The sequence below is a fragment of the Acetobacter cibinongensis genome, from assembly GCF_000963925.1.
GTDB lineage: Bacteria > Pseudomonadota > Alphaproteobacteria > Acetobacterales > Acetobacteraceae > Acetobacter > Acetobacter cibinongensis.
The window spans coordinates 1-26,636 of the sequence record NZ_BAMV01000019.1; the positions used below are offsets into that span (position 1 = coordinate 1).

Annotated in this window: 23 protein-coding genes and 1 pseudogene; 13 read left to right on the plus strand and 11 right to left on the minus strand. The window is 57.8% G+C overall.

All coding sequences use genetic code 11. The features are described 5' to 3' along the window. Positions 1–341 precede the first annotated feature (341 nt). Entirely contained in the window at positions 342–1,862 is a 1,521-nt protein-coding gene (locus Abci_RS12120) for a DUF1073 domain-containing protein (RefSeq protein ID WP_084597660.1), read from the minus strand. Between the two features lie 239 nt (positions 1,863–2,101). Between Abci_RS12120 and Abci_RS12125 the strand changes: the two genes are divergently transcribed. From Abci_RS12125 to Abci_RS12145, 5 genes are read left to right on the plus strand one after another with little or no spacing between them, the layout of a single operon-like run. Continuing rightward, complete coding sequence (locus tag Abci_RS12125) at positions 2,102–2,464, plus strand: hypothetical protein (RefSeq protein ID WP_048839445.1); 363 nt, start codon at positions 2,102–2,104, stop codon at positions 2,462–2,464. 59 nt (positions 2,465–2,523) lie between these two features. After that, the gene (locus tag Abci_RS12130; protein ID WP_048839446.1) at positions 2,524–3,570 is read left to right on the plus strand and encodes an alpha/beta hydrolase; all 1,047 of its coding nucleotides are present in this window, start codon (positions 2,524–2,526) and stop codon (positions 3,568–3,570) included. A 47-nt stretch (positions 3,571–3,617) separates the two neighbouring features. Then, complete coding sequence (locus tag Abci_RS12135; protein WP_048839460.1) at positions 3,618–4,160, plus strand: Dabb family protein; 543 nt, start codon at positions 3,618–3,620, stop codon at positions 4,158–4,160. Positions 4,161–4,173: 13 nt separating this feature from the next. After that, positions 4,174–4,539, plus strand: coding sequence for a hypothetical protein (locus tag Abci_RS12140; RefSeq protein WP_048839447.1), 366 nt, complete (start codon positions 4,174–4,176; stop codon positions 4,537–4,539). Positions 4,540–4,545: 6 nt separating this feature from the next. Beyond that, positions 4,546–5,760 carry a glutathionylspermidine synthase family protein gene (locus Abci_RS12145; protein WP_048839448.1) on the plus strand — a complete coding sequence of 405 codons (1,215 nt, stop codon included), beginning with the start codon at positions 4,546–4,548 and terminating at the stop codon, positions 5,758–5,760. Positions 5,761–5,802: 42 nt separating this feature from the next. Here the strand turns inward: Abci_RS12145 and Abci_RS12150 are convergent, their stop codons facing one another. Further along, complete coding sequence (locus Abci_RS12150) at positions 5,803–6,072, minus strand: hypothetical protein (RefSeq protein WP_244877670.1); 270 nt, start codon at positions 6,070–6,072, stop codon at positions 5,803–5,805. A gap of 272 nt (positions 6,073–6,344) precedes the next feature. Between Abci_RS12150 and trhO the strand changes: the two genes are divergently transcribed. Next, positions 6,345–7,424 (plus strand): oxygen-dependent tRNA uridine(34) hydroxylase TrhO, encoded by a 1,080-nt coding sequence (gene trhO / locus Abci_RS12155; RefSeq protein WP_048839461.1) that lies wholly within the window; start codon positions 6,345–6,347, stop codon positions 7,422–7,424. Here the strand turns inward: trhO and terL are convergent. From terL to Abci_RS12190, 7 genes and pseudogenes are all read right to left on the minus strand, one after another. Beyond that, positions 7,421–8,856, minus strand: a pseudogene (terL, locus tag Abci_RS12160) (phage terminase large subunit). The gene trhO and the pseudogene terL overlap by 4 nt on opposite strands. After that, positions 8,804–9,088, minus strand: a complete 285-nt coding sequence (locus Abci_RS14200) for a hypothetical protein (protein ID WP_240554674.1) — start codon at positions 9,086–9,088, stop codon at positions 8,804–8,806. The pseudogene terL and the gene Abci_RS14200 overlap by 53 nt, the downstream one beginning before the upstream one ends. An 87-nt stretch (positions 9,089–9,175) precedes the next feature. Further along, entirely contained in the window at positions 9,176–9,604 is a 429-nt protein-coding gene (locus tag Abci_RS12170; RefSeq protein ID WP_048839450.1) for a hypothetical protein, read from the minus strand. Positions 9,605–9,679: 75 nt separating this feature from the next. Beyond that, positions 9,680–10,255: a hypothetical protein gene (locus Abci_RS12175; RefSeq protein ID WP_244877671.1), complete on the minus strand. Its 576-nt coding sequence runs from the start codon at positions 10,253–10,255 to the stop codon at positions 9,680–9,682. Next, a complete protein-coding gene (locus tag Abci_RS12180) occupies positions 10,207–10,806 on the minus strand; it encodes a hypothetical protein (RefSeq protein WP_052944831.1) in 600 nt (199 codons plus the stop codon). The genes Abci_RS12175 and Abci_RS12180 overlap by 49 nt, the downstream gene beginning before the upstream one ends. Before the next feature lie 3 nt (positions 10,807–10,809). After that, positions 10,810–11,568, minus strand: coding sequence for a hypothetical protein (locus Abci_RS12185; RefSeq protein WP_048839451.1), 759 nt, complete (start codon positions 11,566–11,568; stop codon positions 10,810–10,812). Beyond that, positions 11,565–11,927 (minus strand): hypothetical protein, encoded by a 363-nt coding sequence (locus Abci_RS12190; protein WP_052944832.1) that lies wholly within the window; start codon positions 11,925–11,927, stop codon positions 11,565–11,567. Before Abci_RS12190 ends, Abci_RS12185 begins: the two co-directional genes overlap by 4 nt. A 376-nt stretch (positions 11,928–12,303) precedes the next feature. On the opposite strand from Abci_RS12190, the gene Abci_RS12195 reads away from it, so the two are divergent. The 7 genes from Abci_RS12195 (at position 12,304) to Abci_RS12225 (ending at position 24,935) form a co-directional block, all read left to right on the plus strand. Continuing rightward, positions 12,304–13,017 carry an XRE family transcriptional regulator gene (locus tag Abci_RS12195; protein WP_048839465.1) on the plus strand — a complete coding sequence of 238 codons (714 nt, stop codon included), beginning with the start codon at positions 12,304–12,306 and terminating at the stop codon, positions 13,015–13,017. Between the two features lie 269 nt (positions 13,018–13,286). After that, positions 13,287–15,020: a Hint domain-containing protein gene (locus Abci_RS12200; protein ID WP_052944833.1), complete on the plus strand. Its 1,734-nt coding sequence runs from the start codon at positions 13,287–13,289 to the stop codon at positions 15,018–15,020. A gap of 207 nt (positions 15,021–15,227) precedes the next feature. After that, a complete protein-coding gene (locus Abci_RS12205) occupies positions 15,228–15,506 on the plus strand; it encodes a hypothetical protein (RefSeq protein WP_146806944.1) in 279 nt (92 codons plus the stop codon). Positions 15,507–15,767: 261 nt separating this feature from the next. Beyond that, positions 15,768–18,416 carry a TonB-dependent receptor plug domain-containing protein gene (locus Abci_RS12210; RefSeq protein ID WP_048839453.1) on the plus strand — a complete coding sequence of 883 codons (2,649 nt, stop codon included), beginning with the start codon at positions 15,768–15,770 and terminating at the stop codon, positions 18,414–18,416. Positions 18,417–18,498: 82 nt separating this feature from the next. Beyond that, positions 18,499–19,737, plus strand: a complete 1,239-nt coding sequence (locus Abci_RS12215; RefSeq protein WP_244877672.1) for an FAD-dependent oxidoreductase — start codon at positions 18,499–18,501, stop codon at positions 19,735–19,737. 4 nt (positions 19,738–19,741) lie between these two features. After that, positions 19,742–20,182 (plus strand): c-type cytochrome, encoded by a 441-nt coding sequence (locus tag Abci_RS12220; RefSeq protein ID WP_052944834.1) that lies wholly within the window; start codon positions 19,742–19,744, stop codon positions 20,180–20,182. A 346-nt stretch (positions 20,183–20,528) separates the two neighbouring features. After that, a complete protein-coding gene (locus Abci_RS12225; protein WP_052944835.1) occupies positions 20,529–24,935 on the plus strand; it encodes a Hint domain-containing protein in 4,407 nt (1,468 codons plus the stop codon). A gap of 34 nt (positions 24,936–24,969) precedes the next feature. Here the strand turns inward: Abci_RS12225 and Abci_RS12230 are convergent, their stop codons facing one another. Together Abci_RS12230 and Abci_RS12235 are read right to left on the minus strand one after the other, a co-directional pair. Continuing rightward, a complete protein-coding gene (locus tag Abci_RS12230) occupies positions 24,970–25,608 on the minus strand; it encodes a trimeric intracellular cation channel family protein (RefSeq protein ID WP_048839454.1) in 639 nt (212 codons plus the stop codon). Next, complete coding sequence (locus Abci_RS12235) at positions 25,605–26,630, minus strand: threonine aldolase family protein (RefSeq protein WP_048839470.1); 1,026 nt, start codon at positions 26,628–26,630, stop codon at positions 25,605–25,607. The genes Abci_RS12230 and Abci_RS12235 overlap by 4 nt, the downstream gene beginning before the upstream one ends. Between the last annotated feature and the right edge of the window lie 6 nt (positions 26,631–26,636).

Sequence of the window (26,636 nt, forward strand, 5' to 3'; positions counted from 1 at the left end):
TCCACCAGTCATGCAGGCTGTCGCCCGAGCAGCCAAGCTTGCCACCAATCTCGCGACAGGCCGCTGATAGGCTCGGGTAATCCGATCGATGCTCTTCCAGAAGGCGCACCGCGCGCTCACGGAACTCAGGCGAATAACGTGATGTTTTCTTCTTCTCTACCATGGGGCTCATCCTCCGAGAGTTTTACTCTCCGGTAAACCCCGGGCAGTTCAATACGCCGCACGGAACGGTCCAGCGCCATTGGGAAGGAGGTATCCTGCTGCGGGGGTGGCGGGCCGGGGGCTTCCGCCTTGCGGGGAATATTGGGTGTGTGCACGGGCAGTTTTCCCAAAAAATGGTGTCAGGCTGTGGCGGGGGCTGGCGGTGAGTGGATGCCCGCATACTGGCTGGTGGTGTCGTGCGCTGCGCGCGACCGGGCCTCCTGCGGGGTGAGCACGCCGGAGCGGATGTTCTGGGCATCTATTTCCGTGCGGGTTTTGGCCACGCTAGCCTGTGTGGGTTCATCCATTTGCCACAGGGTGCGGAAGGTGAAGGAGATGTCCGGGTCGATCTCGCCCCACAGGTTGAGCATGGCCATGTGCAGGATAGCGGTAAGCGGTGTGCGGAACACGCTTTCCTGAAACGCGCTGATACGGTCATAAAAAACCCGGATTTCACTATCCGCGGACGCATTCAGGCCACTTGGCGTAATACCGGTAAACTTGACCAATGGTTCCTGCGCGACACTGCACAAATGCTCCTGCGCCTGTGCCTGAAGCCGGTCCAGCCCGGAGAGAGGGGCTGCGAGGAGTTCCAGTTTCTCGCGGTCCTTGTCCAGCACGAAGGTGCCACGGTTGGAGCGGAAGCGGTTGAAGGCTTCCACACGCCCCAACAACCCTTCCGGGTCCTGCGCGTAAGCCGCCATGTCTGTGGACAGGGCAACAATGGAAAAGGCGTTAAGCAGGTCAGACACGGACTGGCGGGTGCGGAGCCAGTTTTTAACATAAGGCTGGGCCATCTGGCACAGGGACAAACCGCCGAAATTATAAGCAGGTTTCAGTAAATCTGGCACGGTACGGGACACAAACCGCAGCAGGCGGGTCTGGTGGATGCGGCTACCCTGCACCCACCAATGCGTGGGGGTGTAAAAGTCCGGGCTTAAGGGGTCTGTTGTGCCGTAACTGTCTGGCGTGCTCCAGACGGGTTCAACCGCTGTCAGGGCACGGAGCGAGCCTTTGCGGAAGGTTTCGGGCTTAAGCAGTAATGGGGTATCCCGCCCGCCTGTTGTGGCGGTCTGCCCCGTATCCACATACAGCAGGCCCATACCGTAATAGCCATCATACTCCGCCATGCGGCGCAGGACATCCCGCACATGCAAACGGTCAAATTCGGCTTCCAACGCGGCAAGGCGGGCCTGTTTGCAGGCCGTGCCACGGGCGCGAAAGGTGATCCATTCCCGCGTGGCTTCGGTGGCAATGACCTCCACCATATGCCGGTATTCCGCCCGCTGGGCCAGCTCGGCCAGATGGGGGTAGCCTGGAAAGACCATGCCCTCCGCTATGGCAGTATGAAAAGCGGTTTGCGAGACGACCGGGCTGGCCGCCGCATCACACGCCAGAGGAGTTGCTGCCTTACCCCGCACCCCTTCTGGCGGCTGGTAGGGGCGGAAGGCCGCTGACAGTCTGGCAGGGGTCAGGCCCTCGGCTGCCGCATTGGGGAACGGAGCCGCCGGAACCACCCCTGCCCGCGTGGACAAATGCACCGGGGGCTGTGCCGTAAGAGTAGGCTCACGCCGGGCCGGAGGTGCCGTAGAGCCCCATAAGCCTGCCAGACGGGAGCGCCACGGAGCACGGGCGGATGAGGGGGAAACAGATGAGGGCATGGGCCACTCCGCAACAGGATAAGGACTGAAGGAGACCGATTACAACCATAGGTTTTTGGTAAAAGGCCGTGCCGGACTAAAGTTTGTAGCTGCGGCAATGCTTGGGCATGCCACGGCATTGTGTGAACAGGCGGTTCAATATGGGATGCTGTGTCGTAAAGAAATCACATGCATTGTTGTGTTAATTCGGATAACAAACGCCTCTATAAAACTATGAGTAATTAAGGAGACGATACATTATGGCATTCAAACTTAGGCTTCCGGCTTTTATAGTAGCACTCGCACTTCCCATGACGGCTTGCAGCACTCCGTCTTGTCTCGATAAATATTACACATGGGATTATGGTCGTATGCCGCTTGATCAGGCTGTGCAGAAAGTGTCTGAACGGTCGAACTGCCCTATCCAGATTGACCCCAGCCTTACACAAGACAAAACCTCTCATGGTATCCATCTGAACAGGCAGCCCTATCAGGCCATGCGGCACATGCTCTGGGGGACTGGACTGAAAGTTTCCAGAACGGACACGGGTTTGAAAATTGTTGCGCGTCACCCAGGCGAGGCGGCAGAGGCTCCGCCGGCAGCGTCTAACCCCGACAACTAAAACAAACCCAACCAGCCGCAGGCCCGGCAGGCACTATAAAACCTGAAAGAGTGAGCACCATGCAGGAAACACCAGAAACACGCAGGGTAACACAGGGTATAAGGGGCAAGGCCCGCCTGCTGGGTATTGCTGTAGCGGCCGGTTTGGTGTTTCCCCAGACTGGCTTGGCGGCGCCGCCCGCAACGGGGCCTGCGGTGCAAAGTGACATCAGCGCCCCCGGCCCGCTTGGGGCGCTGAAAGGCACCCTGCTGGCCGCTGCCAATGCAGGCCCGCACACGCCGGTGGTGTTGATACTCCCCGGCTCAGGCCCGACAGACCGTGATGGCAATAACAGCAGGGGGTTAAAAGCGGGGACTTACCGGCTTTTGGCGGAAGGGTTGGCCGCACAGGGCATTAGCAGTGTGCGCATAGACAAGCGCGGCCTGCTGGCCAGTGCCGGGGCTGTAGCAGATGGAAATGCCGTTACCATAAGTGATTATGTGCGGGACACACAGGCCTGGACCAAAACCATACAAAGCCGCACAGGGGCTGGATGCGTCTGGCTGTTGGGCCATAGTGAAGGCGGGCTGGTAGCGCTGGCCAGTGCCGTGCAGAAGCCGGAGGCCCTGTGTGGGCTGATTTTAGCGTCTACTCCCGGCCGCTCCGTGGCCGAGGTGCTGCGCACTCAGCTTGCCAGCACCCCTTACGCTACACAGGGCAATACTGCGATAAACACCCTGCTGGCAGGCAAAGCCGTTGACCCCGCTACGCTGCCAGATGCGCTAAAACCTATTTTTAACCCCGCAGTGCAGGGGTTTTTAAAAGACATGTTCCGCTACGTCCCCACACAGTTGATTGCACAACTGTATAAGCCTGTGCTGATTATACAGGGTGCACGGGACATGCAGGTATCCGTACAGGATGCGCAGGCTCTGGCAACTTCAGACCCCGGTGCTATTTTGAAACTGTTAGCCGATACAAACCATTTTTTGAAAAAACAGACACAGGATGGCAAGCTTGCCATGCTGGCGACGGCCACAGACCCCGCCCTGCCCCTTGCCCCGGATGTGGTGGAGACTGTGAGCCAGTTTATCACGCACGCTACACAGGCGGGCGCGGCACAATAGGGCAGGACAAGCTGTCGTCATTTTGCTAAGCTAACAGAATGGTTAAGATGATGACTTATTCAAAACTGTTCTGCTCTCTCACCCCGGTTTTGGCCTGCTCGGCCAGTCTGGCTGTGGCCTGCGCTTTGCCGGTCAAGGCCGCCCCCGCCCCTACGCTGGGGAGCGCAGCGCTGGCTGTGCAGAAAGACGTGGCACAGGTGGGGGAAGCCCGCTTTACCGCACCGGATTATAAACCCGGCACTGTGCGCCATATGGTGATGTTTCAGTTCAAGCCCTCCGTCACACAGGCGCAGCGCGCGGAAGTGACAAAGCGCTTTATGGCGCTGGCTCAGCTTTCCCGCAGGCCAGATGGCACGCCGGTTATTGCTGCACTGGAAGCAGGCCCACAGAATAGCGGCGAAAATGCAGACCTTGGGCTGGACTATGGGTATCTGGTCAGCTTCAAATCCGCCGGGGACCGCAATTATTATGTGGGCCGCCCTATTGTGCAAAAGGCCGAATATTTTGACCCGGCGCATGATGCGTTCAAGACCTTTGCTGGCCCCTACCTGCAAAAAGTGGTTGTGTTTGACTTTCCCGTAACACCCTGAAAGATCTCTGCCCGTGTCTGACCCTGACGCACCGCCTCCACCCCTGATATCCTTTGGGATAAAAGCCTTCATTTTTGCAGCGCTTATGGCATTGGGGGCAGGCGTTGTGGGCATGGCCGTGCTGCGCCCAAACCGGCCCGTGGCGCAGTGTGACATGAGCGAGCCTGATGACGAGGGCTGCACACCCGCCACCGCAGACCAGTACGCCCACAGCCATACAGGCGGGAGTGGGGTCTTCTTTTATCCGGGCTTCCGGTCTTCCCGGTTTGGGGCATCACGATATGGCGGGGATGGACGGAGCAGTAGTGGGGCAGAAGAAAGCGTAGGCCATGCCGGATTTGGCAAGGGTGCTGGCGCACATGGAGCCGGGGGCGAATAACCCACCATGCCACCCGGCCTGAGGCGGCAGCCAAGCCCTGCCCGCCCAACATGGCGGGAGACGGCTTATAAGCTGGACTACCGCTATTTTGTGAACGAAGACAAAACCGAAGCATGGCGTGAGGACGCCTGTTATGTTTTTACCCCCGCAACCGTAAGCAAACTGGCGGCCATAGCTGAAGACCTGCACCGCAAGGCCTTGGCCGTGGTGCGGGATGCTGTGGAGGCTCCTGATGGGCTGACAGCGTTTCATGTACCCCAAGACTTGCAGAATTTTGTTCGGGCGTCATGGCGGCTAAACGAGCCGTTTATGATAGGTCGGTTTGACTTTGCCTGGCACAACGGCCAGCCCAAGCTGATTGAATATAATGCGGACACCCCGGCCACGCTGCCAGAAAGCAGCCAGATGCAGCAGCAGTGGCACCGGGAGGTGGCACCGCATACCGGACAGTTCCCTCTTGATGAAGCGCGCCTGATACACCGCCTGCGCATTTTGGCTCAATGCAAGTGGCTGGGACGCACGGTGCATGTGGTGCCCTACCCCGACAACCTGGAAGACGCGACCCACGCCCGCTATTACCAGCGCTGGCTGGCCCTTGCCGGGCTTGACGGGGTGCTGTGTGAACTGCGCGACCTTGAGATAAGCAGGCAGGGGCGTTTGCTCCACCGGGGGCGTGTGGTGGACAGCATGATCCGCATGTATCCGTGGGAGTTGATGCTGCGGGATGAAGGGGCCAGACATCTGGCAGGCTGTGGCTGCCTGTTTTTGAACCCGCCGTGGGTCTCGGTTCTGTCCAACAAGGTGTTGCTGCCTGCTTTATGGCAGCGCTACCCGCACCACCCTGCCCTGTTGCCTGCCAGTTGGGACGCACGGGCTGTCTGCCCCACACCGGAGAGCCTATGTGTGGAAAAGCCTATTCATGCGCGCGGGGGTGAGAATATTCGTATTTTGCAAGGGAACGCTGTGCTGCACCAGCAGGCGGGCACCTATGGCAGCTACCCTAAAATCTATCAGGCCTATGCAGACCAGACGGTAGATGGTGTGACAGCCAGCATTGGCGTGTGGATAATTGGCGGGCGGTTTGCGGGGCTAACCATGCGGGAGAGCCATGACCCGATTATTCGCCATAGTTCTGCTATTGTGCCGCACTGTGTGCAACCGGCACCGGGGCTGAGGCACCGTGTGGCGCAGGCAATGCGGGGCCTGCCACTGGCACGGTAGAGGGGTGCACCACCGGCTGCGGGCCAGTGGTGCGGGAAGCCCTCAGGCTTCTTCTTCGTCGTCCCATTCTTCGTCTTCATCAGCTTCAAAGACGATTTCTACGGTAATTGTGGCGTCATCCCCTTCCTGAAGGGATTTGGCGTCAGCGTTGGCTTCCTCTTCATTTTCGTAGAGTTTGCCTTCGTTGGGGTCTTCCTGCCATTCGTTGCGGGGTTCCCAGAAGGAGACATCGCCGTCGGCTGTTTCGCGCTGAACGAGGTAGCCTACGACAACTTCGTTTTCTTCCGGTGTGTTGTGGTCTTGGTCTTGCACGGCGGTCATCCTTTTCTGCCTAAGCTCTTTCATATGGACTATGCTGCAAAAAAGGGAAGAGGCAAGCGTGACAAGTTCATGACAAAACCGGCACGCGCAGCGGCCCGTGTATGGTGTTTGCTCTTGTCCTGCCTGTATGCGGGGGAGTAAGCCTGTGGGGCCTGAGTAAAGGCGTGATGAGACGATACCCGTAATTGCGGCGGGGCTGGCGTGCGGCCATGCCCGAACTGGCCTGCAATTGCCCCAACTGGATGGTTGTTGCCGTGACTGAGATGAAGACCGCCCCTGCCCCCCAAGCCGAGACCACGCAGGATTTGCCGTTTTGCGTAGCCGCACTGTACCGCTTTACCCCGTTTGAAAACTTTGAAGCCCTGCGTGCACCCCTGCGTGCCGTGTGTGAGGCCAACGGGGTGAAGGGGATTCTGCTGCTGGCGCATGAGGGCATTAACGGCACCATTGCAGGAACGGATAACGGCATTGCCGCTGTGCTGGCGCATATTCGCGCCCTGCCCGGCTGTGCAGACATTGAGGTCAAGTTCTCCCGCGCGCCCACCATGCCCTTCCTGCGTATGAAAGTGCGGCTGAAGAAGGAAATTGTGACCATGGGCGTACCGGGGCTGGACCCGCGCTCAGACGTTGGGACTTACGTACCACCTGCTGAGTGGAACGCCCTGCTGGAAGACCCCAACACCATTCTGATTGACACCCGCAATGACTATGAAGTTGTGGCAGGCACCTTTAAAGGGGCGATTGACCCCCGCACCAAGAGCTTTCGTGAGTTTCCCGACTGGTTCCGCCAGCACCGGGCGGAGCTGATTGCTGAGGGCCGCACGCCACGTATTGCCATGTTCTGCACAGGTGGCATCCGGTGTGAAAAAGCCACCGCCTTTGTGAAGGCCGAGGGGCTGGATGACGTGTACCATCTGCAAGGTGGTATTCTGAAGTATCTGGAAACCGTACCGGAAGAAAAAAGCCTGTGGGAAGGTGAATGTTTTGTGTTTGACCAGCGCGTTACAGTCAAGCACGGGCTGGAACCAGGCTCCCTGACGCTCTGCCACGCCTGCCGCGCCCCGCTGACGGAGGAAGACCTCGCCTCCCCGCTTTATGAGGAAGGTATTAGCTGCCCGCACTGCCATGCCGAGCGTACGGACAAGCAGCGTGCCCGCTACGCGGAGCGTGAGCGCCAGTCCCTGCTGGCTGAAGAACGCGGCGAAGTGCATCTGGGTGCAAAAATGGATGAAGTGCGCGCCCGTAAACATCAGGAACGCAGGGCCGAAGCCGCACGGCAGAAGATTTTGCGTGAGGCTGAAGAACAGCGGGTGCAGGAAGTGCTCTCCCGTTTGCAGGACTAGATCCTGCTAAGAAACGCAGGGGCGAAGCTGGGCATGGGGGTTGCTTCCACCAATGCCATGAAGGCCCCTGCGGCGGCATCGACCTGATCATCATGGCTGGCGGCGGGAAAGGCTGCCAGTTCTTCCAGAAAATTCTGTGTCCAGTGGCTACGCTGGAGCACGACCATGCCCGCGTTGACCTGTGCGGCAAATGGGGCTGCGCGTGTGGCTTTGCTGCCCGTCTCCCGCACGGTGCGGACGCGGTAGCCTGCCAGCCGCCCCACAAGGTAACGCGCCTGCGCGACCCCTGCCTGTCCAGGGTCCTGGGGGAGAATGATCTCCGTTTGCGGGCCGTCCTGTGCGGCGGTGGCTAGAAGGGCGGCCTCCACCTGTGCGGGGTCTCCGCGCAGGCGGGTGACATCCTGCACGGCAAAGCGCCCATCCGTCAGACGCGCCATTTTGACACCGACCGTCCAGTCCGCCGTGCGGCTGGTGGTTGCGGCAAGGTCCCACCTGCGGACGCTTTGCTGCGCCATGGGCAGGGCATCCTGCACGGGAAGCATGGCGGTTTTGAACAGCATGCCCTCGGTAGCAACAGGGTTTTGCTGATAGAGCGCACTCCATTCCCGCTGGCCAATGGCTAGGCGGATCTGCTCAAGGTCTGGGCCGGAAAAGGCCTCTGGCCACAGGGGGGCACCTAACGCGCGACCCAGCGGGTCTGGCTGCTGCTCCGCCAGTGCTGGCAGGGAAAGCGTGTGCCAGACCTCGCCTGTCTGGTTGTGCATGTCCGCTAGCAAGCGGCCTGCAAGGTCATCGGGGGACCAGCGGGTCATGACAAGAATAATGGCCCCGCCGGGCATGAGGCGGGTGCGTAGTACGGAGCGATACCAGTCCCACACCGCAAGGCGGCGGGTTGGGCTTTCTGCCTCCTGCCGGTCCTTTACGGGATCATCTATCACGGCGAGATGGGCCCCTTTGCCTGTCAGGCCGCCACCTACGCCAGCGGCGGTATAGCCACCGCCCTGTGCAGTATGCCAGATGTCCCGCGCGCTGCTATCCGGCGCAAGGCCGGTGTTGGGGAACAGGGCGCGAAAACGCTGGGTTGTCACAAGGTTTCTGACAGAGCGCCCGAAGTCCTGCGCCAAGGTAGCGCCGTAAGAGGCGGCAATAACATGACGTGTGGGGTGCTGCCCCAGATACCATGCTGGAAAACGCCTGCTGACAAGCTCGGATTTTCCGTGGCGGGGGGCATGAAGACCATAAGGCGGGCTATGTGGCCCTGAGCCACGGCATCCAGCTTCTGGCACAAAAGCGCGTGGTGGGCCCCGCACTGGTAAGTTGGCATGGTGTAGCGGGTAAAACCAAGCAGCCCGTTGCGGGCCTGCTGGCGCTGGGCAAGTTCAGTCCGGGCTGCTGTGCTGGCCTGAGTGCGCAAGTGCTGCAAGTTCTTCATCCGAATACTCATCCAGCCCTTTACGCACTACGGCATTCATGGACAGGCCGGATAGTTTGGGGTGCAGATAGGGGGCGGCCACCTTGGCGGCGTCAAACTGACGGTCTGTTATGGTGTCATCACCCTGCATAACCCGTGTAAAAATATCGAGCGGTGTTATCGGGTTTTTCCGGCGATACCGTTTTTTTGGCATTGGCTGGGGAGAAGGAGTGGTCCCGCCGCTTTGCGCCATTGTTCTGAACCGCTTTGTTGTGATGATGCCCTAGGGATAGGGATGACCACGCGCACTGGCAAAGCTTTTTTGAAAAAGAAAAAAGACTTAGCGGTGCAGAAAGTCTTGAAGGTCTTGCCTGTAGGCGGTGCCGTATTGGCCAATGACCGCACCGTTACGTGGGTCATGCCGGTCATCCCCATTGCCGAGATGGACGGTGATTTTACCTAAGCCTGGCAGCGTGATCTTCCGCCCGTTGGGGTAGGTATCATCTTGATCAGGGGCGAGCGTGAGGAATTTTTTGCCGTGCACGGTTATGGCTTCAGCCGATGCTGGCGTAGTGCTGCCACCAGCCGAACTGAAATCCAGAGGAATCTGATTTTTGGGCGAGAAGCTGGAGAGTAGCGAAGACGGCGTTTTAACTGCGTGCGGGCCGGTTGTAACCGCAGGCGGCGCGGGAGGGGCTGCCCGCGCCGCCACAGGCAGCGCCAGAACGCACCCGAAAAAACCCGCACGGAAAAAGATGGTGTGACACATCAGTGGCGATACTCTTGACTACCTGAAGGCTGAGCATCGCGCTATTTAGGTGCAACTATGAAATGACAAAATGTTTCACGCTGATGCAGGCTGGCTTTTATTTTTACGCGCCTGTTTGGCTGCTTTACGGGCGAAGGCCTCAAAAGCTTCAAGCTGTTCCAGCACCAGAGCGCACTGGGCGGCAATTTTACGCTGGGCGGAACTGGCAGACAAAGTGGGAAACAGGGCGACCCCCATGGCGCGGAAAGAGAGTTCATCCACCAGCATCATACGCAGGCGCTGGTGGGCGCACAGGCCAAGCGCCTGCTGCACATCCGTAATACGGGCCATGGCTTTGCCACGCACTATCTGCCAGGACACGGCATCGTGCCGGGTGAGTGTGCTGGGACGGTGCTCTGGTGAAAATTCCTTATACCCACAATAACCAAATACATAATCCTGATACCATCGCTCTGCGGCATCTGCGGCTGTCTGGGGAATGTCTCCTGAATTGAGCAAGGCCTGAACGGTGCGCAAGACACGTGCGGGCTTGCTGCCTACAAACTGCGAGTGGGTGCGCCGCTCCGGGGTAGGCTGGCACTCTGTTTCTACCAAAACAGGCTTTACCACTTTGGATTTTTTACGAACGGTAGGCAGGGACGAGACGGACATGGCGCTATGACCTTTGCTGAGACGTGAACGGGATGTGAAGGCGGGTCATGAGTTTTTGGCAGGCGGCGGCATCCCGCCAGATGGTGTTGGCAAATGGCAGCAGAATGGTGCGAAGTTCGTTCGGGCTGGGCCAGCGTGCGCCAACGGGGTACCCCTGACGCGGTGGCTGGCGCACCCATGCTAGCCGGGCGGGTTTGCCCCATGCCCCATGCCCCGGCGGGAATGTCCTCACATACATCAAAAATGGCACGGCACTGTGCTGCGGCGGCGCTAGGACCGGGGGGATTGGTGACAAGTTGCGCCAGTTTTTTGAGCCATGCTGCCACGTGACCCTCCGTAACCGGCTGTTGCGCCACCTGAAGCTGTGCCCAGCATTGGGGGATATGCGCCACAAGGTCTGGTGGCAGGTCCCGTGACAGAAGCGGAATACCCGCAGCCTGTGTGGCAAACACCGCGCGCAGCGCTGGGTCCGGCGGACTGTAGGCACTGCCTGCCGGTACTGTGAGAACAGGTGCCGGACCCGGTAGGAGAGCAAGGGACACAGAGGGCATGGGTCATACCCCTTCCAGATCCGGGATGGCGTGCCATGCGGCCAGTTTGTCCGGCGGCGGGGTGCTGGCTGGTGGGGCAGCCAGATATTTGCGTAAGGCGGCCTCCACCCATGATACGGGTTCTGCTGGGCGAAAGGCCTCGCACTCAGCCAGAACCGCGCAAAGGGTGGCGGCATCATCGTGCAGCATTTTGAGCCATTTCCCCAGAAGCACACGGGCTGAGCGCTCTGGCCGCCCGGTGGCCGCTTGCAAAAAAGCCAACCCCCGCCGGAATAAAACAGTTCGGGCATCCATCGTTTGGCCGAACGGAGTGAGGGACAGTTCTGCTTCTGCCTCTGCTTCTTGGGGGGATGGGGGTGGGGTTAACCCCTGCCCTGCCACAGTGGGACCAGCAGGCTGACTGGTATGCAGGCTGGGGTTGCCACCCGTGCGGCCCCACGCGGCCCCTTGGTCAGACGCAGCGCGGTCCCGCACCAGACGGCGGCTGAAAATACACCCTGACGGGGTGGTGCTGAACACATTGGCCTGCCGAAGTTCCTGCACCAGACGAACGACCTGCCGGTCCGACACACCCACCATAAGACCGATCTGGCGAGCGCTCAGGGCTTGGCCGTTCAGGCATAAATGGCCGTATGGCTCGGCCTCGTGCATCAGGCACAGCAGGCGCACCCATAACCCCTGCGCGGCGAGGGAGCAGAGGCGTAAGGCGGCATCCTGCTCATGGTCCTGCCACCAGAATTTGGACCAGCGGCGCTTGCTCATACCAGACCCCGCCACTGTTCCAGCCCGCGCCAGAGGCCACGCATGGCAATGGGATGGCCGGGCGGCAGAGGCTCGGGGTCACGCAGCGGGTCAGACCAAGGGTCATCAGCAATGGAAGTGGTGCCGGGGGAATCCTGACACGCGGCTTCATACCGCATGAGGGCCTGCCGCACGCCTTCCATGCATCGGCCCATTCTACGGCCAATCTGACGAAGGGACAGGCCGGAGCGGCGAAGTGCCACCATCTGCTCCAGCATTTCTGCCGAGGTCTGGGCGCGTGCGGCGGCAAGGCAGGCAGGGTCTGTTGCCAGACGCTGAGGGGGAACGATCTGTACGGAACCAAGGGTGGGATTTATCACACCCTCTAGACACAGAACAGGCAGTGGTGGTGTGTGTAGCACCCTCCGGCTGGGGCGAGTGTGTGCCGATGTGACGGGACGGCACACTGGGAGAAAGTGGTTGGCAGCGTGCAGCGGCGGAGACCATCACGCTTGGAAAAAATGAGGCTTTATGGGCGGAAAACGGAGCATTGGGCTGCGTTTTGGGCTGCAATGCAAGAGCTGAATAGGAAACAGACATGGCGGACTTTTCCGGTAAAAAACAAAATGAGCCGCCCCGTTTTATGCTGGAGGGCTTAAGGGGAAGGCTAGTGTGACCAGTCACACTTTGTCAAGCGGAAAATGTGTGATATATCCCTTTGTGTCTTGGTTCGTTTCCCGTGGGATATTTTCCGTCATGATACGCTCTGTCGTTGCTGATGAACTTGAACGCCGCATGACGCTGCTGGGCTTTACCCAGAAGGCGCTGGCCCGCAATGCCGGGGTGGGTGACACCTATGTGCGGGATATTCTGAAAGGCAAATCCCGCAATCCGGGCGGTGAGAAGCTGGAGCGGATTGCGGCCATTCTGGGCTGTACGGCGCGGGACCTGCTGTTTCCGGCACAAACACGGGACACCAGCCGTGCCGAGCGTGCTGAGCCCTACAGCCCCCCGGCTGACCAGCCGGAAGTGACCGTGGAGCTTAACCCCCCCGGTTATGTGGCCGTACCCTTTTTGTCCCTTAAGGCCGGTATGGGCGGGTGCGGATATGTAGAAGATCGCCTGCTGGGCCGCCCCAAATTTTTTGAAGAAGACTTTGTACGCGGCACCCTGCGGGCAAGCCCCTCTGACCTGCGGGTGATTGAGGTTGAAGGCCAGTCCATGGAGCCGATGCTGCAAAATGGGGACATGGTGCTGGTGGATACACGCCGGACCTCCATTATCGAACCGGGGATTTTTGTGCTGTTTGATGGGGATGGTGTGGTGTGCAAATGGGTGGAACGTGCCCATGACGCCACGGAACCCACGGTGCGCATAAAGTCCGAAAATCCGCGCTTTTCCGCTTATTGTGTGCCCGCAGAGCAGGTACAGATTGTAGGGCGCGTGGTCTGGTTTGCCCGTAAATTATGACGAATCCGGCCTGCCTTGCTAAAGAGCGGCAGGCCAGTGCGGTTTTTTAAAGAAAACGTTGCCGGAATATGTATATCCGGTCATGTTGTAACATATTTCACACAAATGTGACGTATAATTAATATATTCTTCAGACCTATTGATATCATTCATTAATTTTTAATTTGTTTTTTTAATTTTAACATTATTGAGGACCATTTCACTCCTCTTTCCATTTTTTTTGCTATGAGGCCTGCAATCACAACCTTTTGACTTAAGGCCCTCACCTCATGGCAACATGGATTGGTACACACACTACAGCAGACAAATCCTGGTCTAATTCGGCCAACTGGACAGACCTGAAAGGCTATCAGGCAACCGAACCGACGACTTATGAAGCCGTCACATTTAATGATGATGCTGATGTCATTCTGCCCTCATCTTTCTCTACTTCTGGGCAGCTTACCGTCAATGGTAACGTTACGTTTGAGCCAACATCTGGCGGCAGCAAAATCACCTTCGGGTCTGCCAGTTTTGGAAGTGGTGCAAACCTGACGCTGAATGCTGTGACGCTGGATGTACCAAAATATTCGTCCAACACAGGTGTGGGGACTATTACGCTCGAGAACGGCGCGAACCTGGTAAGCCATAACAGCGGCGTGATTGCCCCAACCGTTGCGTTCAAGCAGAACACGGACTCTACAGGCGCGGTTATTGGGAACACCATAACCATTGACTTCAATGGCAGCACGGAATTGCAGCTTCCTGCGCTCCAGAACCTCAGCACCTATGACCGCATTGTTGTAGCTGGCACGAACGGCACCAACGTAGAGCTGAGCCTGAAAGCAAACGCTGACGGCAAGACCTACTCCCTGATTGAGACAATCCCAAGCTGGGGCAACAAAACCACCGTGCTGTCTTCCAACGTCACGCTGGCTGGCAAACTGACGGAAAAGGACTTCAACTTCACGACGGAAAACGGCAACACCATTCTGACCTGCTTCCTGACGGGCAGCATGATCCGCACCACGCGTGGCGATGTTGCTGTTGAAGATGTGCAGGTAGGGGACATGGTTGTGGCCTTTGAACAGGGCACACCGGTTGAACGCGCAGTAGTATGGGTTGGCCGCAAACATGCAGTTGTGCGCTCTGGCCTGCCAGACGATGAAGCGGGCTACCCTGTCCGCATCAGCCAAGGTGCGCTTGCGGAGAACGTGCCTTACAAGGACATGCTGGTAACACCCGAACACTGCCTGTTCCTGAACGGTGCGTTCGTGCCTGCCCGTATGTTGGTGAATGGTAGCAACATTACCTATGACTACAGCCTGACCAGCTATGACTACTACCATGTAGAAACCGAGCGGCACTCTGTGATTATGGCTGACGGTGCCCTGACGGAAAGCTACCTGAACACAGGCAACCGCAACAGCTTTGAGCAGACGGGTAACGCACCAACCCGCCTGACCCGCACGCTGAACTGGGAAGAGGATGCCGCAGCGCGACTGGAAGTCCGTACGGACGAAGTCAAACCGCTGTTTGACGCCATTGCAGCACGTGCGAACACCATTGCAGCCCGCACCCGTGCGTTGACCAGTGACCCGGAACTGCACCTGATAACGGAAACAGGGGCTCTGCTGCGCCGCGTCCGTACCAAGGGCAACATGGTGTCCTTCGTGCTACCGGCCTCTGTAAAGTCTGTGCGGATTGTCTCCCGCAATGGCCGTCCGGCTGACACGATTGGCCCGTTTGTAGATGACCGCCGTACCTTAGGCGTGTTGGTGGGCAAAGTGATGGTGCAGGATGCCAGAAACCTTCAGGACGTCACCAGCCACCTGACCACCCAGACCCTGCATGGCTGGCACGGTGTAGAAGCCGCCCCCATGCGCTGGACCAACGGTAACGCCAGCCTGCCGCTGGATATGGTTTCCCTGACCGGGCTTGCACACCTGACGCTGGAAATCGTCAGTGCTGGCCCGTATCTTCTGGACACGGAAACAGACACGGCTGAGGCTCTGAGAGCCTGATTTTTCTTTCCGTCCTGTTACAAAAAAGCCTGCTCCTGACCGGGGGCAGGCTTTTTTTGTAGGCTTTCTTTTAAATGAGGGGTTCTATGGACAGGACGCTAACGGGAACATACCCTGCTGCACTACATAGGATCAGTCCATAAAGAGCACGGTAGTCAGATGTATAAGAATAAGGTCTCTCCCTTTTTCTTATCAAAAGGTCTTTCCATGCTGCCCTGTGCACCACCCCGCTTTTATAGTGCGGTCCCTCCCCTGTGCGGTTCAGTTGAAGACTGGCAGAGGCAGTGTGACGCAGACTGCCGTGACATTGGGGCTATTGCACAACAGCTCCGCCGGACAGCTCTGACCATTCATCCGCTCGTGCAACGGCTCTCCTGCAAGAACCAGCCTCTGGCTGTACTGGAATGTTGCACAACCCTGGCGGCTTTGGCTGAAGAGCTAGAGCAGGATGATATTCCCGCCATCCAAGACAAAAGCCCGTATTAACCGCCATTTTCTGACCTTAGACGCACCATAGAGCTGCTTGGCAGCAGATATGCGGGGTGTTTTGTGTCCTGAACAGAGTGTTTTGGGTACAGAATGAAAACTCATCGGGGGACCTACGGTTGTTTTGTTGCTTGTTTGCAACAGATAGGCTGCATTTCATTTCGGATGCGATTTTTATAATGGATTCGTAACGAGACTGAGGCACTATCTGTTTATCGCTTGGGCGCACGGCCTGGGCCAAAACGGAGGCAGTGGCAAACTATGAGACTGAAACGGCGCTTTTCCTTACTTGCTACTACGCTATGTACCGTTGCGCCTTACATGGCAGCATCTGCTGCAACCCCGACATCCTCCACCCACACTGCCCCGCGTGGTAGCCACGCTGCCGTGCACCGCACCCCTGCTGCCAAAACCACCAAGGCCGCGCCAGTTGCTGTAGCCCCCGTGCGGCAGCGCAAAAAGAACACTGGCCCCGTACTGGCTGGCGATGCAGAAACCATTAACGTGACCACCGGCACGCACTCCTCCAACCGCAAGGCGCGCCAGAGTTCCTCCCCTGTTACCGTGGTTTCTGCCGCAACGCTGCGCCGCTCCGGCATGGTCAACCTTGCAGATGCGCTGACCCGCACCTATGCCTCCATCAACGTGGTGGCCATGGGCGCTGACTCCGCTGCTCTGACCTCCTCCATTCAGATGCGCGGCCTTGGGCCGAACGAAGTGCTGGTACTGGTAGATGGCAAGCGCCGCCACACCACAGCCAACATTGTAGCAGACGCCGGGCCACAGTTTGGCTCCACTGGCGCTGACCTGAACACCATTCCCGCAAATGCCATTGACCATATTGAAGTTTTGGAAGACGGTGCTGCCGCCATGTATGGCTCTGACGCCATTTCCGGCGTGGTGAATATTATTACCAAAAAGCAGGACCACGGCTTTCATGCCTCTGCCCAGACGGGTGCCAACGCCTATAATGGTGATGGCTGGCAGTATCAGTTGAATGCTGATGGCGGCTTTAAAATGGGTAATGATGGCTACATGCACATCAGTGGCCAGATGTACCATACCGACCACATGGTCGTTGGCTCCAAAGACCACCGCCTGCTGGGCAGTTGGCCCGCAAATGCTACGACCACAGGCTATTATAATGGCGTTGTGCCCAATGCCATGAATGTGCCGCTCGATTCCAACAAGATCATGAGCACAGGAGAAGAAACCCGTGAGAGTCTTGCTATTGATTTTGGTAAGAAGGTTTCAGAAAAAATAGATTTCTACGGGCTGATTACCTATATGCACCGGCATGGGGAAACCTATCAGAACTACCGCACGCCATCTATTGCGCCCACCATGTACCCCTCCGGCTTTTCTCCGCTGGAGACAATGGAAGAAAACGACTACGCCGCAACCCTTGGCCTGAAAGGACATAGCTTCTGGGGCTTTGACTGGGACCTGAGCACAACCTACGGCGCAGACGGCAACAAGATTGGCAACAAGAACACCGCCAATACCGGTATGCTGGCCAGCACCTGCTCTACGGACTCCTCCTCGGCCTATTACTCCGCAGATGGGTGTGGCTGGTCCCCCAGCAGCACACGGGCGGAAACATACCGTATGGCGCAATGGACAAACAATCTGGATTTCCGGCGTAATTTCAACATTGCCCATGCCGTGCCCATGACACTGGCCTTTGGCGGTGAGCACCGGCTGGAGACTTACCAAATTATTGAAGGCACACCTGCATCCTACCAATTGGGTGGCACGCAGGGCTATGCAGGGCTTGGGCCAAACAGCGCAGGCAACTGGAGCCGTGACATCTGGGCCGGGTATGTGGATGGAGACTTCCACCCCCTTAAACACTGGGATCTGGATTTTGCAGGCCGGTTTGAGCACTACACGGACGTTGGCAACAGCGAAAACGGCAAGATTTCAACCCGCTATGACATAAGCCCACGCATTGCGGTGCGTGCGACCATCAGCACGGGTTTCCGTGCGCCTACTCTGGCTGAGCAGCATTACAGCGCCATGAACGTGGACCCCAACGGCGCATCCGGCCTGTTGCCTGTCAGCTCAAGTGCTGCGCAAATTCTGGGTGCCAGCAAGCTGAAACCTGAACGCTCCCTGAGTGAGAGCGGTGGCATTGTGGTTGAACCCATCAAGGGCCTGCATGTTGAAGCAGACGTCTACCAGATCAACCTGCGGGACCGCATTGTGGGGGGTGGTACGGTTAACGGGGCACCGGCCATTGCCGCTATTGAAGCCATGGGCTACACGCTGCCGCTGAACAGCATTATTCCTGAAAACGTCTCAGCTTATTACATGACCAATGGTGCAAGCACCCGTACACAGGGGCTTGATATCAAGGCGGACTACACCTTCCATATGGGTAATGCGGGCAACCTTGCGCTGAGCATGGCGCTGGACCTCAACCGCACCCGCCTGCACCATAACGGCCGGGACCAGAACGGCAACCAGTTGCTGAACGACCAGAACATTGGCTACATTACAACCGCTTACCCACGCAGCAAGATTATCCTGAACGCCTTTTACACCTGGAAGAGCTGGGATGTGAACATTCGCCAGACACGGTATGGTGAAACAACCTCCATGCTGAGCTACGCTGACTGGACCGACAAAACCCTGACCTGCCCTAAAGACGGAAAGGCCCTTGCTTACTCCAACTCCTGCTTCAGCCAGTTTAAAAACACTCCACGGTGGCTGACAGATCTGGAAATTGGTTATCGTTTCAACCAGCATTGGCACATGGCTATTGGTGCTAACAACATCTTCAACATCCGCCCGCGGCGTAAAAACCCGATCACCAACTCCCGCGGGGCACAGATTTATGACCAGTTCTCGCTTCAGGTGCCTATCACCGGCGGGTACTACTATGGCCGCCTGAACGTTGACTTCTAAACGGTTTTGACAAGAGCATGAGGAAACGACACGGGGTGAAAGCCCCGTGTTGCTTTTTGTAGCCAAGCAGATGAGGTGCAGAGTGGACGTAAAACGCAGGCATCTGGTTGCCGGGTCTTTTGCGCTGGGGGCGCTGGCCGCCCGCCCAGGCTGGGGCACCACCCCGGACAAACCAGCAGACACGCCCCCCAGCCACCCGGCAGGACCACGCCCCAAACTTGTGCCCATACGCGCACAGCTAGACCAGTTGACGGATATAAAGGTCTGCCTGCGCCCCTTCCGTGCCACTGGGCCACGGCTGGATGTTGAAAAAATTGGCGATAAGACGGTTATCCATAACTACGGGCATGGGGGCAGCGGGTGGTCTCTCTCCTGGGGGTCTGCTGAGATTGTGGTGGGCAAGGCGGCCTCTACGCTCACCAACTCCGTAGCCGTTATTGGCTGCGGTGTTATTGGCCTGACATCTGCCCTGACGGCGCAGCGGGCGGGCATGAACGTGACCATTTACACCAAGGCGTTGCTGCCCCACACGCGCTCCGTAAGGGCCAATGGTAGCTGGACACCAGACTCCCGCATTGCCCTGACAAAACCGGCGGGCGACAGTTTTCCTGCCCTGTGGGAACAGATGGCACGATATAGTTGGAAAACGTACCGCGATTATCTGGGCTTGCCGGGAAACCCTATTGACTTCCGGGACCATTATATTCTGTCTGACCATCCGTTTGGTGAGCATACCGCCCCACCACCCGACCCTGCGGCTGGGGATTATGCCTCAACCGGTAAGCCGCAAAATACTGCCGAGTTTGCAGATTATGGTGACTTGATAAAAGACATTATCCCTCAATCAGTTTTACTGAGTGATGCGGAAAACCCCTTCCCTGTGCCCCACGCCAAACGGCGGGCCACCATGATGTTCAACTTTGGGGCTTATGGGCATTTGCTGCTTTCCGAATTTTATCAGGCAGGGGGCAAGATTGTCATAAAGGAATTTCATGGCCCGGCTGATTTAAAGACGCTGAAAGAGGATGTTATCATCAACTGTCCCGGTTATGCGGCCCATGACTGGTGGCAGGATAAAACCCTTATTCCCGTGCGCGGGCAGACAAACTGGCTGCCACCGCAGCACGATGCACTATATGGGGTGAACTACCGGGGCGCATCCCTACTTAGCAAAACAGACGGGGTAATGGTACAGGCGCTTGATTTTACCGGCATTGGAGAAATGGTAGGCGTAGGCAACAGCTTTGAACATGCAGACCGGGCGGAAGCTGCTAAGGCCATTGGTATTTTTGAAGAGCTTTTTGCAAGAATGGGAGGGTAAGGGCATGGCGAGACAGAGTGTGTCTTCTATTCTGCAAACGGTTGTGTTGGGTGGCCTGTTACTGGTTGCCGTAACACCGGTCCATGCTGCCCCGCGTGCAGGGCTTGCCACGGCCAGCTACACACAGGAGCAGGCAGCGCGTGGCGCTGAAACATATAAGGAAGCCTGCGCCCTATGCCACGGAGCCAGTTTGGGGGGCGCTTTTGATACCCCCGCCCTGAAAGGCCGGTTTGTGGCCAACTGGGCAGGGGCACCGTTGCGGGACCTGTTTGACTATATGCAGCGCGCCATGCCTCTTTCTGCCCCCGGCACGCTCTCAGCGGAAGATAATGCGGATATTCTGGCGTTTCTGCTTCAGGAAAACGGCGTAAAACCCGGCAAGAAGCCCTTACCTGCGGAGAGTGCTGCGCTGACGCATGTGCAACTGCCGAAGACAAAGCTGTGAACAGGACTCCGAGCTAGAGTAGAGGACGCGGCCTGATGCCTGACCCATTGTGTCAGGCTACGGCGGGGGTAGCTTTTCGTCTGTCTGGTAGTTGCTGTGGCGGCAAGACGGCCGCGCACTTTGGCTCAGACGGGTAGGCGACTGACTAGATTCTTAGCCCACCATAGGGGTTAATCTAGACGATTTATAAGTATATATCTCTATTTTATTTGATTTTTCTATGAAAGACATCGGAAATTAGCCTGAGTTTCCGAAATAAAGACGCTGCAATTTTTAGTTGATTGCCAGACCAGACCACAAACCCTACAAAAATGTCATCTTATCTATAGCATATTTGTGAGTAGCCATGACCACTTCAGCGTCCACCGTTACCGTCTCCAGCGGCCAGAATGTGTCTGGTCTGGTGGTGGGAGTGAACCAGACGCTTGTTGTGCAGGCAGGCGGCGTGGCTACGAGCACCCAGATAGACCCCACCAGTGCGTGGGCTCAGGTTGACGATGAGACAACATCCACCCCAACCGAAGCTGTGTATGGCAGCAGCATCGGGACGCAAATTAATGATGGCGAGCAGGATGTCTATGCCAATGGCCATAGTCTGAGCGCCGTTGTGGGTGAGGACGGGACGCTTTGGGTAAGCGGCGGTGGCTTTGCCAGCAATAGTATTGTGCAAAATGGCGGTTCACTTTGGCTGGGGAATGACGAAGGCAACCCCACCCCCCAAAGTGGCGCAGCCTCCGGCACGCAGGTGAGTGTTGAAACCGGCGGTCAGGTTTATGCAGGTGAAAGTGCAACATTGGCAGGCGGTACCATAGCCTCTGGCGGTATTGTCATGTTGACCCACAACACGACCGTGGCGTCTGACATCACTGTGCAGAACGGGGGTGTGCTGCTGGTGGAAAGCGGGGCATCCGCTTCACATATTCACCTGGACAGCGGCGGTTTTCTATTTACGAAACCAGGCGCTGTGCTGGGCGCAGACACAAGTGCCACCCCTGGCTACCTGCTGACAGATGACGATAACAATGTTGTCTCTGCGGGGACAAGCGCATACCGGCTTGTCTTTTCCAATCTGCCATCAGGAGGAGACGGTTTTCTGGATTTGCTTGTTACCTCTGGTGGCCGCGTAGAAAATATTGAGGCAAATACTGGCCTGACGGGGCAGATCACTATTGAAGATTATGGCACTCTCGGCACTCTTTCCAACACAGTCAGCAACGGCTACGGCGGTAACGTTTTTCTGAACATTGGCTCCGGTGGAGTTTTGAGCGGCGGGGTAACAGGCCGCAGCTTGAGCAGCAACACGTGGAGCCCTGCTGTTCAGATTCAGACAGAGAGCGGCGCTATACTCTCCGGGGTCACGCTGACATCCTCTGTGCAGGCCTTTCTGGGCTCTGGAACAGTCATTTCTGGCAGCCTGCAGCTTACTGATACCGCGCAGATACGGGGCGGCGTTATCTCGCATGCGCAGCAACTGAATGTCCTGAACAGCGTAATTGCTAATACAACCATTGAACAATGTGGTTATAATAGTTTTGCAAATGCGGTTATTAGCAATTGTGTTATTTCAAACAATTCAACTTTCTTTCTTGAAAGCGAGATAGGCAGCAACCTGCAAAGCGCCGCCTTCACCAGCAATACTGTCACCAATACCAAAATCGGGTTGGCAGATAGCAGTACAACACTGGCTTACAACCATTTCTACGGTTCCAATACCTCAGTTGAAACCTATACCAATGTTGTGTGCGCAACGAACTTGCATAATAATGTGTATGAGGACGGCGCAACATTGACGCTGGGTGGGCCACAGGCAAAAACCGCTGATGATACCTTCATAAATGCAGGCAGTGTTTCGTTAACCAACTCCGCCCATGCCAGCCGTGAAAACCTACAAAACACGTCTATTTTCATAGCCGATGGCGCGCAGGTGGACACACTCGTGCTGAGTGGCGCGACCGTGACAGTGACGCAAAGCGGCAGCCTGAGTAATACGGAAATTACATCCGGCTCCACTCTGGCTTTTGGCAACGGAACCTTAACCAATGTGAGTATTGATGTGGGGGCTATCCTGCTCCCCGAATATGGCTCCCCCTCCATACAAGGTGACAACCTTGTCTTTACTGACTGGACCGGCACGGCAACCTCCACGCTGCACATCAATGGTGCTGGCAAGGAGTACCAGCTTGCCGTATGGGGCGATGAGGAAGATGGGGAGTACGTTGTAGAAGACGGTACGCCCTGTTATTGCCGGGGTACGCTGATAAGCACGGCAACAGGCCAGCGCCCGGTTGAAACACTGGCCATTGGGGATAAGGTTGCAACGCTACATAACGGCCTGCGCCCTATTAAATGGATAGGCCGCCGGGCTTATTCCGGCCAGTTTGCCGCTGGCAACAAGGATGTGCTGCCGGTTGTTATTCGGGCCGGGGCTTTGGGGCAGGGCCTGCCAGAGCAGGATCTTTCCGTCTCCCCGCTCCATGCCATGTATCTGAACGATGTTCTGGTACCAGCCGTACAGTTGGTGAACGGAACCTCCATTGTGCAGGCTGAAGCCATGGATGAAGTGGCGTATTTCCATATTGAACTGGACAGCCACGATATTATTTTTGCCAATGGCGCTGCCTCTGAAACATTTGTGGACGACCAGTCCCGCGGCATGTTCCATAATGCGGCAGACTATGCCGTGCTGTACCCCAACGCCGCCAGCACCCCCGCACGCTATTGCGCCCCCCGCCTGGAGGAAGGCCGCCTGCTGGAGCAGATCCGCCAACGGATTATAGCAGGGGATGCCCCCACAGCCACAACACCACTTGAAGGGTTTATTGATACCGTAAGCCGCACCACCATAAGCGGCTGGGCGTATGACCCTACAAACCCGAACCCTGTTACCCTGCGTATTCTCAACAAAGGGGTGGTACTGGGTGAGGTGGTGGCTGATGCTGCCCGCCCGGACGTGGGCCGGGCCTGCGGGTTCAGTTTTGATGTGCCTGCCGGGCTGAGCATGCAGGAGCGGCATGTGATTGAAGTGCAACGGGTGACAGACGCCACCCCGCTGGGGCACAGCCCATGGGTGCTGGATCTGGCCGAACAACCCGTTTTACGCGCCATTGCCGTAACGCCGCCACGCACCCCGCTGACTGGGTTTGTAGATTGCGTAAGCCACGACCGGATTTCTGGCTGGGCCTATAGTCCGGACACGCCAGACACCCCCGTTGCCTTGCAGGTGCTGGATAACGGACACCTTATTGCCAACCTTGTGGCCAACGCCCAACGGCCAGACGTACAGCAATCCGGCGCATGCCCTACAATGCAGTGTGGTTTTACGGTTCTGCTGCCCGGCATACTTTCCCCCATGACCCGGCATGTGATTGAAGTGCGCCGGGAAGAAGATGGGGCTTTGCTTGGCGAACCACACGTACTGGCACCCGCCACAGCGTTTGATGCCACTTTGGAAAAAACGCTGGCGCAGGCTGTCAGTGCTGCACAGGGCCAGCCCCAGCAGGAGGACGTTCTGCTCTTCCTGATGGCGCAGGTGGAGCGCCTGAAAAAAGCCAAAGCCGAGAGCCAGACGGGGGCCGAGGCCCGCCAGACCGCCAAGGCGCGCCAACGCCGTGGGCAAGCAGCCCCTCTGCCTGCCCCCCGCAAGCGCGCCCTGTTTATTGACACGCAGACCCCGGATATAAACCGCGATGCCGGGTCCTGCGCCATTCTGTCCCACATGCGGGCCTGCATGGCCCTTGGCTATGATGTGAGCTTTGTTGCGGCGGACCAGATGGCCGTACAGCCAGACAAGGCAGCATTGGCAGGCATTGATGTGCTTGGGGCACCCTTCTATGCCTCGGTTGAGGACGTGCTGCGCCGTCAGGCTGGGTGCTTTGATGTTGTGTATCTACACCGCGTAACAACCGCCACGCGTTATAGTCCGCTCGTACGGCAATACATGCCCCGCAGCAGGGTGCTGTATAGCGTAGCGGACCTGCACCATGTGCGGCTGGCACGGCAGGCGCAGATACACGCCCGGCCCGAACTTCTGGCGCAGGCAAAACGTGTGCAGACGGCAGAATATGCCGCCATGCAGCAGGGGGATGCCGTGCTGACCCACTCAACGGAGGAAGCCGCCCTCATAGCGCGCCATGCCCCCCGTACTACCGTGCATGTTGTGCCATGGGCTTTTGAGCCCGCTACAGGCCTGCTGCCCAGTTTTGCAAAACGTTCCGGTATTGTGTTTGTCGGGAATTATACCCATGCCCCCAACCATGACGCCGCACGCTGGCTGGCAACGGAGGTCATGCCGCGCGTTTGGCAGAAGGCCCCGCATATTGTGTGTACGCTGGCTGGTGCTGCCATGCCGGAAAGCTTGTTTGCCCTTGCGCAGGACCGCCTGCGGGTGGTTGGTCATGTGCCAGACCTGACCAGCCTGTACGATACCGCCCGCCTGAGTGTGGCCCCCCTGCGCTTTGGTGCTGGCATTAAAGGCAAAGTGCTGGAAAGTTTTGCGGCGGGTCTCCCCTGCGTCATGACCGCGATTGCAGCAGAAGGGCTCATGCTCCCTTCCACTTTGGAGCGCCTGATTGGCTATGATGCCCAAAGCGTGGCGGACCGGATTGTTGAGTTGCATGAGCGCGAGGACCTGCACCACCTTGCCGTGCAGGAAGGCCGCAGCATGATTGCCCGGCATTACACCGCACAGCCAGTTCAGGCTGCCTTAGCGGAGGCTCTGCCCCCGGCACACTACCAACTGCAACGCACGATGTGAGCAAACTGGTGCTGGTTCCAGCACCTTTTGCATCCTACCGCCGGTAAGGTGGCAGGTTGAGGCCATGCCGGATGGCGGCACCACGGAGCATGAAGCCTGCTGCAAACGCAAGGGTTGTAGCGGGCACCAGCCCCATGCCGCAGGCCGTGAGCAACACATAACTGCCTGCGGACAGGGCGGCTGGGGTCACATAAAGTTCTGGCCGGATGACAATGGACGGCACATTAGCCAGAACATCGCGGAAGATACCGCCCATGCAGGCTGTTACCACCCCCATAACGGCGCAGGGCAACAACGGAATACCGTAAGCCTGCGCCTTGGCGGCCCCATACACACTGTACGCGGCAAGACCCATGCCATCAAACCAGTCTATGGCGTGGTGGGGCCAGGAGCGGGCTGGCATAAACCAGACAAACAGGGCAGCCACCAGACAGACGGCCAGAGGCATTGTGGCGTGCATCCAGAACACGGGCGCACCGATCAACAGGTCGCGCACCGTGCCACCGCCCACCCCGGTAACAGCCGCAAAAAAGCAAAAAGTTACAATATTCTGGCGGGCTTTTGCGGCCTGCAAGGCACCGGATATGGCAAATACCCCCGTTGCCGCGACATCCAGCCGTGGCAGAGCGGAACGGGAGAACTGCTCAAAGGCCTCAAAGTGAGAGAGGATCATGCACAGGCCGCACGAATGTCTGCTGCCAAAGCATCAACCTGCTCTGGCTGGGCATCCCAGGCGAACATGAAGCGTGCGCCGCCCCCTATGAAGGTGTAGAACCGCCAGCCCTTGGCGCGCAGGCGGTCAAGAAAGCCCTCCGGCCCCTGCACAAAAACCGCGTTGGCCTGAACGGGAAACATGAGGGTAATACCGGGCACCTGCGCAATGGCGCGTTCCAGTTGCCGGGCACAGCCATTGGCATGAGCGGCATTTTTCAGCCACGCCCCACTTTCCAGCATGCCGACCCACGGTGCGGAGAGAAAGCGCATTTTGGAAGCCAGTTGCCCGGCCTGTTTGCACCGGTAGTCAAACCCTTCCGCCAGTGTTTTATCAAAAAACACTATGGCCTCCCCTACCGCCATGCCGTTTTTGGTACCGCCAAAACACAGCACATCCACCCCGGCCTTCCACGTCATGTCAGCAGGGCTACAGCCAAGGGCCGCGCAGGCATTGGCAAAACGGGCACCATCCATATGCAGGCGCAGGCCAAGGCTGCGGCATGTGGTGGAAATGGCCTGAATTTCCGCCAGTGTGTATAGTTCACCCGTTTCGGTAGGCTGGGTAATGGTGACGGCGCGTGGCTTGGGGTAATGGATGTCCCCCCGGCATGTGGCCAGTGCGTGAATGACATCCGGAGTCAGTTTGGCGCTGTTGTTCCGGGCGGCAAGAAGTTTGGAGCCGTTGGAAAAAAACTCTGGTGCACCGCATTCATCCGTCTCCACATGGGCACAGGAGGAGCAGATGACGCTGTTATAGGACTGGCACAAGGCTGCCAGAGCTAATGAATTGGCAGCGGTACCGTTAAACGCGAAAAAGACCTCGCAATCTGTCCCGAACAGGGTGCGGAAGGCGTTGGCGGCGCGGGTTGTCCATTCGTCCTCACCATACGCAGCGACGGACCCTGCGTTAGCCTGCTGCATGGCCGCCCAGGCTTCCGGGCAGGTGCCTGCATAATTATCACTGGCGAACTGTTGGGTCATGGTGGC